Here is a 13,355-nt window from a genome sequence, read left to right as displayed (position 1 = left end):
GCGCGCCGTCAGCAGGCCAGCCCTATTCCGCCGCTTCCTTCATCTGGTCGAACTCCGCGGCCGCCAGGAAGCGCTCCGCGTCCAGCGCCGCCATGCAGCCGGTGCCGGCCGCGGTCACCGCCTGGCGATAGGTCTTGTCCATCACGTCGCCGCACGCGAACACGCCCGGCACGCTGGTGCGGGTCGAGCCCGTTTCCACCGCGACATAGCCGTCCTCGTCGAGCGCGAGGTGCCCGCGCAGCAATTCGGTCGCCGGATGGTGCCCGATCGCGACGAAGCCGCCCTCCACGTCCAGCCGGCTGTGCTCGCCGGTGACGGTATCCTCCAGGTCGAGCGCAACGAGGCCCGCGGTGCCGCCGCCGTCGACGAACTCGCGCACTTCCTTGTTCCACAGCACGGTGATGTTGGGGTGCGCGAACAGCCGCTCCTGCAGGATCCGCTCGGCGCGCAGGGTGTCGCGGCGGTGGATCAGCGTCACGTCGTCCGAATGGTTGGTGAGGTACAGCGCCTCCTCCACCGCGGTGTTGCCCCCGCCGATCACCGCCACCTTCTTGCCGCGATAGAAGAAGCCGTCGCAGGTGGCGCAGGCGCTGACGCCCTTGCCCTTCATCGCGTCCTCCGACGCGAGGCCCAGCCACTTCGCCTGCGCGCCGGTGGCGATCACCAGCACCTCGCCCTCGTACACGTCGCCGTCGTCGCCGGTCAGGCGGAAGGGGCGGCGCGTCAGGTCCACGTCGACGATCGTGTCCCACAGCAGCGTCGTGCCGACATGCTCGGCCTGCTTCTGCATCTGCTCCATCAGCCAGGGTCCCTGGATGACGTCGGCGAAGCCGGGATAATTCTCCACATCGGTGGTGGTGGTCAGCTGCCCGCCGGGCTGGATGCCCTGGACGACGATCGGCTTCATTCCCGCGCGCGCGCCGTAGATGGCGGCGGAAAGGCCCGCGGGGCCGGAGCCGAGGATCAGCATGCGAGTCGAGTGCGTGGTCATCGTGGCGATGTAGGGTTCATTGCACGGCCGGCAAAGTCCTGCTTTGGTCGCCCGCGATGACCGACTTCTCCGCCCTGCTCCAGCCCGACCGCGGCCAGCCCGCCCGCGGCATCCACGTCGTCCATCCCGACGCCTTCGACGCGTGGCTGGCGCGCCAGCCCCAGCGCGTGCGCACCGCCACCGCGGCGGCGCGGGTGACGGGGAAGCCGGGCAACCGCGCGATCCTGCCGGGCGAGGCGGCGGAGGAGTGGTCGATGCTGCTGGTCTGCGACGAGGATTCCGCCTCGCCGTGGCGCATCGCCTCGCTGGGCGATGGCCTGCCGGAAGGGACGTACCGGCTCGCGGACGCGGGTGAGCCCGGGGCGGCGATGCTGGGCTGGTGTCTCGCGCAGCATCGCTTCACCCGGTACAAGGCGGTGGAGGCGCACGGTCCGCGCGTCCTGTTGACGGGGGAGCCGGGGCGGATCGAAGAGACCGTGCGGCTGGCGCAGGCGACCGCGCGGGTGCGCGACATGGTCGACACCGGCGCGAGCGACATGGGCCCGGCGGAGCTGGAGGCGGAGGCGGACGCGCTCGCCCGCGCGCACGGCGCCAGCGTCACCGTCACCCGCGGCGACGCGCTCGCGACCGGCTATCCGATGATCCACGCCGTCGGCCAGGCCGCCACAAAGGAGCGCGCGCCGCGGCTGATCGAACTGGAATGGGGCGACCCGGCGCACCCGCGCGTGGCGATCGTGGGCAAGGGCGTGTGCTTCGACACCGGCGGGCTGGACATCAAGCCGTCCGCGGGGATGCGGCTGATGAAGAAGGACATGGGCGGCGCGGCGCACGCGCTGGCGCTCGCCGGCCTGGTGATGTCGCGGCGGCTGAAGCTGCGGCTGCACCTGCTGATCCCCGCGGTGGAGAATGCCGTCTCCGCCGCGGCCTTCCGCCCCGGCGACGTGCTGGCCACGAGGCTGGGGCTGACGGTGGAGAACACGAACACCGACGCGGAAGGGCGCCTGATCCTGGGCGACGCGCTCGCCAAGGCGGTGGAGGGCGCACCCGACCTGATCCTCGATTTCGCCACGCTGACCGGCGCGGCGCGGGTGGCGCTGGGGCCGGACCTGCCCGCCACCTTCGTCCAGGACGAGGCGCTGGCGGCGGAGCTGCTGGCGGCGGGGGAGCGGGCGTACGATCCCCTGTGGCGGCTCCCTCTGCACGATGGCTACGACGACATGCTGAAGAGCGACGTGGCGGACATGGTCAACGCGCCCGACGGCGGCTTCGCCGGCGCGATCACCGCCGCCTTGTTCCTGCGCCGCTTCGTGCCGCGCGGGATCGCCTGGGCGCATCTCGACACCTTCGCCTGGCGGCCCGCGGCGAAGCCCGGGCGGCCCAAGGGGGGCGAGGCGTACGGGCTGCGCGCGGCGTGGACGGTGCTGAAGGCGCGGTTCGGTTCCTGAGCCTCTCGCCATGACCGGAGCGATCTAGCGCGCGGCGCAAGCAAGCTCCGTTCGTGCTGAGCGAAGTCGAAGCACAGCCACCGTCGCGCGTAGCCTTCGACTTCGATCAGGCCGAACGGAGGCTGGGTAATCGCCAGACACTCGCTACCCCCGCACCCCGTCCACCAGCACGAAGGCGACCCGCGCCATCCGGCGGGAGCGGTTCTCCCAGGAATGCGCGGTGCCGCGCTGGATCAGCACGTCGCCCGCGGTCAGCAGCGCCTCGTCCTGGTCCATCACGGCGTAGATCTCGCCCGCCAGCACGATCGCGTAGTCGACCGTGTCCGTCGTGTGCATCCCCGCCGAGCGGTCGCTGCCCACCTGGTGGTCCGCGTCGGGATACAGCAGCGCGAAGACCTTCGCCGCCAGCGCCGCCTGCTCCTCGCGCGTACCCTCCATCGGCGGGAAGTCGATGACGCGCAGCACCGTGCCGCCCGCGGGGGGCAGCACGCCCCGATGCGCGGCGATGTCGTCGGGCGCATCCACCGGCGCGGGCGCGGCGTGGGTGCGCCAGATGTTGTCGCTGCGAAACGGCGAGCCGGGCAGCGCGAAGCCCGCGGGAGACGGCCCCGCCTCCGCGATGAAGGAGCGGCCGTCCGCGTCGATCGCGGTGACGACGCGGCGAACGGGCGGCAGCGGCTCGATCATGCGCCGCCCTTCCGCGTCGCTGCCTCGATGATCGGCACGAACTTCGCGGCGGTCAGCGAGGCGCCGCCGACCAGCGCGCCGTCCACGTCGGGCGTGGACATGATGTCGCGCGCGTTCTCGCCCGTCACCGACCCGCCGTAGAGGATGCGGATGCCGTCCGCCGCGTCGCCCACCAGCTGCCGCATCTTCGCGCGCGCGATGGCGTGGATCGCGGCGATGTCCTCCAGCGTCGGCGTGCGGCCGGTGCCGATCGCCCAGCGCGGCTCGTAGGCGAGCGTCAGCCAGTCGCCGCTCGCATTTTCCGGCAGCGACTTCTCGATCTGCGCCTGCACCACGCGCTCGGCGCGGCCGGCATCGCGCTCCGCCCCGGTCTCGCCGCAGCACAGGATGACCTGCAAGCCGTGGCGATGCGCCGCCGCCGCCTTCGCCCAGGCGTCCTGGCTGGTCTCGCCCTGGTCGTGCCGCCGTTCCGAATGGCCGACGATGGCGAAGCGCGCGCCCGCCTCCGCCAGCATCGCGCCGGACACGCAGCCGGTGTGCGCGCCGCTCTCCGCCTCGTGCAGGTCCTCCGCCCCGATGGCGAGGCCGGGCACCCGCTCCGCCGCGGGTGCGATCAGCGTGAAGGGGACGGCGACGGCGACGTCCACGTCCGGGTGCGCGCGGGCCGCCGCGGCGATCGCGTCCAGCTCCGCCAGTGCCGCGCGGCTGCCGTTCATCTTCCAGTTTCCCGCCACCAGCTTGCGTCGCATCGTCCCCGCCCCTTCGCCTCGTTGAATGCCCGCGCCTAGCAACGACGCCGGCTTGATGCCACCGTGCGCCACCCCTAAAGCGTGCCGGTTCCAAACAGCCGGTCCCACGCTCCATGCTCAGCTTCGTCCGCCGCCTCATCAATTCGAAGGTCGGCTACGTCATCACCTTCGGCATTCTCGGCGTGATCGCGCTCGCCTTCGCGGCGGGGGACATCACCGGGATCGCGGGCGCGGGCGGCGGGGTGCTGGGCGGCGACGCGGTGGCGGTGGTGGACGGGAAATCGATCGCCTCGGCCGACCTGCGCAAGCGGGTGCAGGACGAGCTGCGCGTCGCGCGCCAGCAGCAGCCCGACGTGACGGTGGAGCAGCTGGTGAACGCCGGCGGGGTGGAGGGTCTGCTGGAGCGGATGGTGACGGGCGCCGCGCTGGAGAATTTCGGCCGCGACCAGGGCCTCGCCGTCAGCCGCGCGCTGGTGGGCAGCGAGCTGCGCAACATTCCCGCCTTCCGCGGCCCCACCGGCCAGTTCGACCAGGCCGCCTACGAGCGGATCATCGGCCAGCAGGGGCTGACCGACGCGCAGGTGCAGCGCGACATCGCGCGCGAGACGATGACGCAGTTCCTGATCGTGCCGACGATCGGCGCGACGCAGGTGCCGCAGCAGGTGGCGCTGCCCTATGCCTCGCTGCTGCTGGAGCGGCGCAGCGGGCAGGTGGCGCTGGTGCCCTTCGCCGCCGTCCCCGCCGGGCCTGCGCCCACGGACGCGGAGATCGGCCAGTTCTATCAGCGCAACGTGGCGCGCTACACCGTGCCGGAGCGGCGGGTGATGCGCTACGCGACGGTCACGCCGGAGAGCGTGAAGGCGCAGGCCGCGCCCACCGACGCGGAGATCCGCAAGGCGTACGAGGCGGATCGCGCCGCCTATGCCGCGCGCGAGACGCGCGACGTGACGCTGGTGACGGTGCTGGACCAGAATGCCGCCAATGCGCTCGCCGCGAAGGTGAAGGGCGGCACCGCGCTGGACGCCGCCGCGCGGGCCGCGGGGCTGGAGCCGCGCAAGGTCGAGCGCGCGGACAAGGCCGCGCTGGCGCAGACGGCGGGCGCGGCGGTCGCCGACGCCGCCTTCGGCGCGGGCCGGGGTGCGGTGGTCGGCCCGGTGCGCGGCGCGATCGGCTTCGTCGTGGCGCGGGTGGAGGCGATCGCGCAGGTGCCGGGCAAGTCGCTCGATCAGGCGCGTGCCGAGCTTGCCACCAAGGTATCGAACGAGAAGGCCGCCGCCGCGCTGCAGCGCACGCGTGATGCGGTGGAGGATGCACTGGCCGACAACGCCAGCATCGCGGAGGTCGTCGCCGACCAGAAGCTGACGGCGCAGGCGACGCCCGCGCTGCTGGCCAACGGCACCGATCCGGAGAAGCCGGGTGTCGCCGCCGATCCCGCGCTTGCCGCCATCGTCGCCGCCGGCTTCGCCGCTGAGGAGGGCGACACGCCGACCACGGTGCCGGTGGGCAGCGACGGCGGCTTCGCCGTGGTGGGGCTCGACCGTATCGTGCGCGCCGCGCCTCGCCCGCTGGCGCAGGTGCGCGACCAGGTGGCGGCGGACATCGTCGCCGACCGCCGCAGCCGTGCCGCCCGCGACGCGGCGAACCGCGTCGTCGCGCTGGTGAACAGGGGCGCCTCGCTGGCCGACGCGCTGCGCCAGGCGGGCGTGCGCGGCCCCGCGCCGCAGCCGCTGGCCGCCACCCGCTCGCAATTGCAGGCCGGGCGCCAGGTGAACCCGCTGCTCGCGCTGATGTTCTCGATGAAGCCGGGCGGCGCGCGCACGATCCCGTCGCCGACCGGGGACGGCTGGGCGGTGATGAAGCTGGACCAGGTCGTACCGGGCGACGCGACGAAGCAGCCCGGCGTCGTCATGGCGACCCGCGCGGACCTGGGCCGCTCGATCGGGCAGGAATATGTCCAGCAATTCGCCCGCGCCGTCGCCGCGTCGGTCGGCGTGAAGCGCAACCAAGGCAACATCGACAAGCTGAAGAAGGACCTGCTGGGCACGGGCGAGCAGTGAGCGACGCCCCCGCTCAACTGGCCGCCCGACTGGCCGCGGATCTGGACGCGGGCCGCCCGGCGCTGGTCTGGCGCCGACGCGTCGCCGACACGGAGACGCCGGTCGCCGCCGCGCTGAAGCTGATCGAGCCGGGGCGCGGCGACTTTCTGCTGGAATCGGTGGAGGGCGGCGCGGTGCGCGGGCGGCATAGCCTGATCGGCCTTGCGCCCGACCTGGTGCTGCGCGCCCGCGGCCACCGCGCGGAGGTGAACGCGCGATGGCTCGACGACCGCGACGCCTTCGTCCCGCACGACCGGCCCACGCTCGACGCGCTGCGCGCGCTGGTCGCGTCGTGCCGGATGGACGTGCCCGCGGAGCTGCCACGCGCGCTCGCCTGCCTGGTGGGCTATTTCGGCTACGAGACGATCGGGCTGGTCGAGGACCTGCCCGAACCGGCCGCCGATCCGCTCGGCTTGCCCGACATGATGATCGTGCGGCCCACCGTGGTGCTGGTCTTCGACCGACTGGCAGACGCGCTGTTCCTCGTCGCGCCGGTGTGGCCGGACGCGAACCGCGATCCCGCCGCGATCGTCGCCGCGGCTGAGGAGCGGCTCGACGCCGTGGAGGCGCGGCTGGCGCACGCACCGTTGCCGCCGCGCGTGACCGCGGACGCGCTCGCGATCGAACCGACGCCGGTGCTGGCCGAGGGCGCCTATCGCGACATGGTGCTGCGCGCGAAGGACTATATCGTCGCGGGCGACGTCTTTCAGGTGGTGCTGGCGCAGCGCTTCACCGCGCCCTTCCCGCTGCCTGCGTTCGAGCTGTATCGCGCGCTGCGGCGGATCAACCCCTCGCCGTTCCTCTACCACCTCGACCTGCCCGGCTTCGCGCTGACCGGCTCCTCGCCGGAGATCCTCGTGCGCGTGCGCGACGGCGAGGTGACGATCCGTCCCATCGCCGGCACCCGCCCGCGCGGGCGGACGGCGGCGGAGGATGCGGCGAACCGCGACGGCCTGCTCGCCGACGCGAAGGAGCGGGCCGAACACCTGATGCTGCTCGACCTCGGCCGCAACGACGTCGGCCGCGTCGCCGCGCCGGGCAGCGTCAACGTGACCGACAGCTACGGCGTCGAATTCTACAGCCACGTCATGCACATCGTGTCGAACGTCGTCGGCCGGCTCGACCCCGCGCGCGACGCGATCGAGGCGCTGCTGGCCGGCTTCCCCGCCGGCACCGTTTCCGGCGCGCCCAAGGTGCGCGCGTGCCAGGTGATCGCCGAGCTGGAGGGGGAGCGGCGCGGCGCCTATGCCGGCGGCGTCGGCTATTTCTCGCCCGACGGCAGCATGGATTCGTGCATCGTCCTGCGCACCGCGGTGGTGAAGGACGGCACCATCCACGTGCAGGCGGGCGCGGGGATCGTCGCCGATTCGGACCCCGCCTACGAGCAGCGCGAGTGCGAGGCGAAGTCCGGCGCGCTGTTCGCCGCGGCGCGGGAGGCACTGGCGCAGGCGAGCGCGCCGGGGTTCGGCCAGTAGATTCTGTCCTCATCCTTCCCACCCGGCCCCGCCGGGCGGGCCCCTTCCCTCTCCCGCCGGGAGAGGGAGGGATCGGCGAAGCCGCGGAAGGGTGAGGGCGGCGCGGTCAACGCCCGCCGCTCACTCCCCCGACGTATCCACGCCGCCGCCGGGGATCATCGAATCGTTCTTCTCCGCCGCGCGCCGCTCCGCCGCCCAGGCGCGGGCATAGGCCTGGGCGCAGCCGCTCTGCCCGCCGGTGCCCACGGGGGAACAGGTGTTCGGCAGGCCCGCGGCGACGCGCGAGGTCGTCTCCGCGGTGACCGTGCGGTTCGCCCATGCCTGGTTCTGCGGCGCGGGCTCGGCGGTGTTGCGCAACTCCTTGGGGATGCGGAACTGTTCGTTGGGCGAGATGCGGCTGCACACGACGATCTCGTCGCCCTGCGCCTTGGGGCACGGCTCGGTCCCGGTCAGCTGGACGTTGCGGATCCGCTGCGGCGCCTGCTGCGCGGGGGCGGCGGCGGGAAGGAGCACGATGGCCCCGGCGAAAGCGGCGGCGAAGGCGAAGGGACGGCGGCGCATCGGACAGGCTCCTCGAACGAAAGAACAACGCCGTCATGCGCGCTTTTCTCCGCCGCGATATTTCGCGTGCATTGCCGGATCGCAATAGATTGCGCGCCCGCCCGGGTCCGCTATGTCGCCGCTCATGATCCTGGTCGTCGACAATTACGACAGCTTCACCTGGAACCTGGTCCACTACCTGATGGAGCTGGGCGTGGAGGTGCGCGTAGAGCGCAACGACGCGCTGACCGCGGCGGAGGCGCTGGCGACCGGGGCGCAGGCGCTGCTGATCTCGCCCGGTCCGTGCACGCCCAACGAGGCGGGGATCAGCCTGGACCTGGTGGCCGCCGCGGCCGAGGCTCGCCGCCCGCTGCTCGGCGTATGCCTGGGGCATCAGTCGATCGGCCAGCATTTCGGCGGGCGCGTGGTGCGCGGCGGCCTGATGCACGGCAAGACCAGCGCGATCGCGCATGACGGTACCGGCGTGTTCGCCGGCCTGCCGACGCCCTTCACCGCCACGCGCTACCACTCGCTGATCGTCACCGACGTGCCCGACGCGCTGGCGGTAAACGCCACCGCGCCCGACGGCGCCGTGATGGCCTTCCGCCACCGCGACCTGCCGATCCACGGCGTGCAATTCCATCCCGAGAGCATCGCGACCGAGCACGGCCACGACATGCTCGCCAATTTCCTGCGCGAGGCGGGGCTGCGGCCGTGAGCGCGCTGCTGCCCGACCCCGCCTCGCCGCTGTCGCGCGAGACCGCGGCGCAGGCCTTCGCCGACCTGCTCGACGCCAGGACCAGCGAGGAGGCGGTGGCCGACTTCCTGCTCGCCCTGTCGCATCGGGGCGAGACCTCGATCGAGATCGCCGAGGCGGCGCGCGCGCTGCGCGAGCGGCTGATCCCCATCACCGCGCCGGCCGGCGCGATCGACGTGTGCGGCACCGGCGGCGACGGGCAGCACACGCTGAACGTCTCCACCGCGGTCAGCCTGGTCGTCGCGGCCTGCGGCGTGCCGGTGGCGAAGCACGGCAATCGCGCGGCAAGCTCCAAGGCGGGGGCGGCGGACACGCTGGAGTCGCTCGGGCTCGACATGGATCGCGCCGGCGCGCAGGCGGAGGCGACGCTGGCGGAACTCGGCATCTGCTTCCTCTTCGCGGGCAATCATCACCCCGCGATGAAGCGGATCACGCCGATCCGCCGCCGCATCGGTCGGCGCACGATCTTCAACCTGATGGGCCCGCTCGCCAATCCGGCGCGGGTGACGCGCCAGCTGATCGGCATCGCCCGGCCCGACTATGCCCCGCTCTACGCCGAGGCGCTGGCGCAACTGGGCAGCGAGGCGGCGTTCGTCGTCGCGGGCGAGGAGGGGTTGGACGAGATCTCCGGCGCCGGCCCGACGCGCGTCGTCTCGATCGGCACCGCCGCGCTTCCGCCGCGCATCGCGCCCGAGGACGCGGGGCTGCCGCGCCACCCGACCATCGCGATCCGCGGCGGCGACCCCGCCTATAACGCGCTGGCGCTGCGCCGCCTGCTCGGCGGGGAGGCGGGCGGCTATCGCGACGCGGTGCTGCTGAACACCGCCGCCGCGCTGGTGCTTGCCGGCGTCGCGGCAGACCTTCGCGCCGGTGCCACGCGCGCGGCGCAGGCGATCGACGCCGGCGCCGCGCGCGACCTGCTCGACCGCTGGATCGCCTTCTGATGACCATCCTCGACACGATCATCGCCACCAAGCGCGAGGAGGTGGCCGCCCGCAAGGCGGCGAACCCCGCGCCCCCGCCCTCCCCGTCCGCCCCGCGCGGCTTCCGTGCCGCGCTGGACCGCACCGCCGCCTCGGGCCGCCACGCGCTGGTCGCGGAGATCAAGAAGGCGAGCCCGTCCAAGGGCCTGATCCGCGCCGACTTCGATCCGCCCGGCCACGCGCGCGCCTATCGTGCGGGGGGCGCGACGTGCCTGTCCGTCCTCACCGACGAGCGCTACTTCCAGGGAAACGACGATTACCTCCGCCAGGCGCGCGCCGCCTGCGACCTGCCGGTGATCCGCAAGGACTTCACGATCGACCCGTGGCAGGCGCTGGAGGCGCGCTCGATCGGTGCCGACGCGATCCTCCTCATCATGGCCGTGCTGTCCGACGCGCAGGCGGCGGAGTGCGAGGCCGCGGCGCTGGAGGCGGGGCTGGACGTGCTGGTCGAGGTGCACGATGCGGCGGAAATGGCGCGCGCCGCCCGCCTCCGCTCGCGCCTGATCGGCGTCAACAACCGCGACCTGCGCACCTTCGAGGTGCATTTCCAGCGCACCTACGAACTGGTCGCCGATGCGCCCCAGGACTGCACCTTCGTCGCCGAGAGCGGCCTCACCAGCCGCGCCGACCTGGATGCGATGGCCGAGCACGGCATCCGCTGCTTCCTGATCGGCGAGGCGCTGATGCGGCAGCAGGACGTCGAGGCGGCGACCCGCGCCTTGGTGGGCTAGGTTCGTTTCGCGCAGAGACGCGGAGGCGCAGAGACGGTGCGCTCGCCTCGCGCCGCAGGCAGGAGCGCCGCAGCAACGATGGTGAGCCGCCTGCGACGGCTTTGACCGGCTCCCAGCACGCCACCCCTCTGCGCCTCCGCGTCTCTGCGCGAACCAACTCTCCGCGCCTCCGCGTGAACGAACTCGACTTGCCGCCACGATCCGGCGAGAAGGCCGCATGACGCTCACCCACCTCGACGACACCGGCGCCGCGCACATGGTCGACGTCGGCGGCAAGCCACCCACCCGGCGCGAGGCGGTGGCGAGCGGGCGCATCCGCCTCACCCCCGCCGCCGTGGACGCCATTCGCGATCGCGGCGCCGCGAAGGGCGACGTGCTGGCCGTCGCCCGCGTCGCCGGGATCATGGCCGCTAAGCGCACCGGGGACCTCATCCCGCTGTGCCACCCGCTGCCGATCACCCGCGTCGCCATCGACCTGCGGCTGGAGGACGACGCGGTGGTCGCCACCGCCACCGTCGCGACCGAGGGAAAGACCGGAGTGGAGATGGAGGCGATGACCGCCGTGTCCGTCGCGCTCCTGACGATCTACGACATGGTGAAGGCGGTGGACAAGGCGATGACGATCGAGGGCATCCGCCTATTGTCGAAGACCGGCGGCAAGTCGGGCGACTGGCGCGCGCCGGAAGCTGGCTGATCCTCATCAACTTGCGGCACCGTGCGCGTCCCAAGCCGTTGACGCCATGGCATGAACGACAACGATCGCCCACCCCCCCGCCCCCGCCCCGCGCGTGTCGCGCTGGTCATCGCCGTGATCGCGGCGATGATCTGGGGCACGTTCATGATCGGCCAGATCCTGAGCGGGCACGAGCAGCTGAGGAAGGATCCCCATCCCGGCCAGCAGCAGCCCGCGCCGAAAGAGCCGCCGGCGCGCCAGCCGCAGGGATGAACGCTTGATCGCGGGCCAGGGACGCCGCACGACGCGCGCATGACCCTTCTTCCCGTCGCCGACGCGCAGGCGCGCGTCCTCGCGCTCGCCGCGCCGGTTCCCCCGTGCGAGGTGCCGCTCGCCGACGCGCTCGGCCGCTACGCCGCGGCGCCGGTGGTCGCCCGGCGGACGCAGCCCGCGCGCGACCTGTCGGCGATGGACGGCTACGCGCTTCGCTTCGCCGACCTGCCCGGCCCGTGGCGCGTCATCGGGGAGAGCGCAGCGGGGCGCCCGCACGACGGCGCGGTCGGCGCGGGCGAGGCGGTGCGGATCTTCACCGGCGCGGCCATGCCGCCGGGTACCGACACGGTGCTGGTGCAGGAGGAGGCGCGGCGGGACGGCGCGACGCTCCATCTCGACGGCGAGGGGCCGCCGCATCGCGCGCGCAACGTGCGGGTGCGCGGGCTGGACTTCGCGCAGGGCGACGTGCTGGTGCCCGCGGGCGAGCGGTTCACCGCCGCGCGGCTCGCCGTGGCCGCGACCGCCGGGGTGGACCGCGTCGCCGTCGCGCGCCCGGTGCGCGTCGCCATCGCCGCCACCGGCGACGAACTGGCCGAACCGGGTGCGGCGGGGCCGGACGACCTGCCCGAATCGAACCGGCTGCTGCTGCGCGCCTTGTTGGCGGAAACGGGCGCGGCGATCGTCGACCTGGGCATCCTGCCCGACCGGATGGACGCGCTGACCGCCGCCTTCGCCGGCGTCGAGGCCGACGTGCTCGTCACCACCGGCGGCGCATCGGTGGGCGACCACGACCTCGTCCGCCCGGCGCTGGAGGCGGCGGGCGTCGCGCTGGATTTCTGGCGCATCGCGCTGCGGCCGGGAAAGCCGATGCTGGCGGGGCGGCGCGCCGTTCGACCGGGGGGCGGCATGACCGTCGTCGGCCTGCCGGGCAACCCCGTGTCCGCCTTCGTCACCGCGCTGCTCTTCGTGCGTCCGCTGGTCGCGCACCTGTCCGGCGCGCGCGATCCCTTCCTCCACACCGCCACCGCACTACTGGGCGAGGACCTGCCCGCCAACGGGCCACGCACCGACTATCTGCGCGGCGCGGTGATCGACGGACGGGTGCGCGTGGCGGCGATCCAGGACTCCTCCATGCTGATGACGCTGGCGCGTTCCACCTGCCTGGTCGTGCGCGCGCCCCATGCCCCGGCGGCCCGCGCGGGCGACTCGGCGGAAATCCTGATGATCGCTTGACGGCGGCGCCGACGTTCCATATTGGTTCCACGTCTGTTCGCAACAGGGAACCCCGGCCATGCTCACGCGCAAGCAGCACGACCTGATCTGCTTCATCCAGGACCGCTTGTCGGAGAGCGGCGTCTCTCCCTCGTTCGAGGAGATGAAGGAGGCCTTGTCGCTGAAGAGCAAGTCCGGCGTCCACCGGCTCATCAGCGCGCTGGAGGAGCGAGGCTATCTGCGCCGGCTGCCCAACCGCGCACGCGCGCTGGAAGTGCTGAAGGTGCCCGAACGCGCGGAGGCGAAGCGCACCGCCCCCGCGCGGGCGCGCCCGGTGCCGCAGCCCGCGAACGACGTGATCGAGATCCCGCTGCACGGCCGCATCGCCGCCGGCGTTCCGATCGAGGCGTTCGAGGGCTCCACCTCGCTTCCCGTGCCCGCCGCACTGCTCGGCTCGGGCGATCATTTCGCGCTGGAGGTGGCGGGCGACTCGATGGTGGAGGCCGGCATCCTCGACGGCGACTATGCGCTGATCCGCCGACAGGAAGTGGCGCGCGACGGCGAGATCGTCGTGGCGCTGATCGAGGAGGCGGAGGCGACGCTGAAGTATTTCCGCCGCGAGGGCGCGATGGTGCGGCTCGACCCCGCCAACCGCGCCTACGATCCGCAGCGCTACGCGCCCGCACAGGTGCGGATCCAGGGCAAACTGGCCGGGATCCTGCGCCGCTACAACTAAGGCGTCG

At 73.1% G+C, this 13,355-nt stretch carries 14 protein-coding genes; 10 read left to right on the top strand and 4 right to left on the bottom strand.

Annotated elements, in window-relative coordinates:
* Window positions 1-22: 22 nt before the first annotated feature.
* Window positions 23-991: a thioredoxin-disulfide reductase gene (gene trxB / locus HBH26_RS06935; protein WP_168133849.1), complete on the bottom strand. Its 969-nt coding sequence runs from the start codon at window positions 989-991 to the stop codon at window positions 23-25.
* A 56-nt stretch (window positions 992-1,047) separates the two neighbouring features.
* On the opposite strand from trxB, the gene HBH26_RS06930 reads away from it, so the two are divergent.
* The gene (locus HBH26_RS06930) at window positions 1,048-2,436 is read left to right on the top strand and encodes a leucyl aminopeptidase family protein (protein ID WP_168133848.1); all 1,389 of its coding nucleotides are present in this window, start codon (window positions 1,048-1,050) and stop codon (window positions 2,434-2,436) included.
* Between the two features lie 144 nt (window positions 2,437-2,580).
* On the opposite strand, the gene HBH26_RS06925 is transcribed toward HBH26_RS06930, so the two are convergent.
* The gene (locus HBH26_RS06925; protein ID WP_168133847.1) at window positions 2,581-3,123 is read right to left on the bottom strand and encodes a cupin domain-containing protein; all 543 of its coding nucleotides are present in this window, start codon (window positions 3,121-3,123) and stop codon (window positions 2,581-2,583) included.
* Window positions 3,120-3,872, bottom strand: coding sequence for a triose-phosphate isomerase (gene tpiA, locus HBH26_RS06920; RefSeq protein WP_168133846.1), 753 nt, complete (start codon window positions 3,870-3,872; stop codon window positions 3,120-3,122). The genes HBH26_RS06925 and tpiA overlap by 4 nt, the downstream gene beginning before the upstream one ends.
* Before the next feature lie 113 nt (window positions 3,873-3,985).
* On the opposite strand from tpiA, the gene HBH26_RS06915 reads away from it, so the two are divergent.
* Window positions 3,986-5,929, top strand: a complete 1,944-nt coding sequence (locus tag HBH26_RS06915) for a peptidylprolyl isomerase (protein WP_168133845.1) — start codon at window positions 3,986-3,988, stop codon at window positions 5,927-5,929.
* On the top strand, window positions 5,926-7,443 hold the full coding sequence (locus HBH26_RS06910; protein ID WP_338057283.1) for an anthranilate synthase component I family protein: 1,518 nt from the start codon (window positions 5,926-5,928) through the stop codon (window positions 7,441-7,443). Before HBH26_RS06915 ends, HBH26_RS06910 begins: the two co-directional genes overlap by 4 nt.
* A 120-nt stretch (window positions 7,444-7,563) precedes the next feature.
* Here HBH26_RS06910 and HBH26_RS06905 read toward each other — a convergent pair whose 3' ends face one another.
* Complete coding sequence (locus HBH26_RS06905) at window positions 7,564-8,004, bottom strand: hypothetical protein (RefSeq protein ID WP_168133844.1); 441 nt, start codon at window positions 8,002-8,004, stop codon at window positions 7,564-7,566.
* A 124-nt stretch (window positions 8,005-8,128) separates the two neighbouring features.
* Here HBH26_RS06905 and HBH26_RS06900 point away from each other — a divergent pair, with 124 nt between their 5' ends.
* The 7 genes from HBH26_RS06900 to lexA all read left to right on the top strand — a co-directional run bounded on the left by HBH26_RS06900 (window position 8,129) and on the right by lexA (window position 13,348).
* Window positions 8,129-8,701: an anthranilate synthase component II gene (locus HBH26_RS06900; RefSeq protein WP_168133843.1), complete on the top strand. Its 573-nt coding sequence runs from the start codon at window positions 8,129-8,131 to the stop codon at window positions 8,699-8,701.
* A complete protein-coding gene (trpD, locus tag HBH26_RS06895) occupies window positions 8,698-9,684 on the top strand; it encodes an anthranilate phosphoribosyltransferase (protein WP_168133842.1) in 987 nt (328 codons plus the stop codon). The genes HBH26_RS06900 and trpD overlap by 4 nt, the downstream gene beginning before the upstream one ends.
* Window positions 9,684-10,454, top strand: a complete 771-nt coding sequence (trpC, locus tag HBH26_RS06890) for an indole-3-glycerol phosphate synthase TrpC (protein ID WP_209308370.1) — start codon at window positions 9,684-9,686, stop codon at window positions 10,452-10,454. Before trpD ends, trpC begins: the two co-directional genes overlap by 1 nt.
* A 217-nt stretch (window positions 10,455-10,671) precedes the next feature.
* A complete protein-coding gene (gene moaC, locus HBH26_RS06885) occupies window positions 10,672-11,148 on the top strand; it encodes a cyclic pyranopterin monophosphate synthase MoaC (protein WP_168133841.1) in 477 nt (158 codons plus the stop codon).
* Between the two features lie 51 nt (window positions 11,149-11,199).
* Window positions 11,200-11,400, top strand: coding sequence for a hypothetical protein (locus HBH26_RS06880; RefSeq protein WP_168133840.1), 201 nt, complete (start codon window positions 11,200-11,202; stop codon window positions 11,398-11,400).
* A gap of 39 nt (window positions 11,401-11,439) precedes the next feature.
* Window positions 11,440-12,633, top strand: a complete 1,194-nt coding sequence (locus tag HBH26_RS06875; protein ID WP_168133839.1) for a molybdopterin molybdotransferase MoeA — start codon at window positions 11,440-11,442, stop codon at window positions 12,631-12,633.
* A gap of 58 nt (window positions 12,634-12,691) precedes the next feature.
* Window positions 12,692-13,348 (top strand): transcriptional repressor LexA, encoded by a 657-nt coding sequence (gene lexA / locus HBH26_RS06870; protein ID WP_168133838.1) that lies wholly within the window; start codon window positions 12,692-12,694, stop codon window positions 13,346-13,348.
* Window positions 13,349-13,355: the final 7 nt, after the last annotated feature.

The organism is Sphingomonas corticis (assembly GCF_012035195.1).
Classification (GTDB): Bacteria; Pseudomonadota; Alphaproteobacteria; order Sphingomonadales; family Sphingomonadaceae; genus Sphingomonas; species Sphingomonas corticis.
This window is presented reverse-complemented; position numbering and strand designations above follow the sequence as displayed.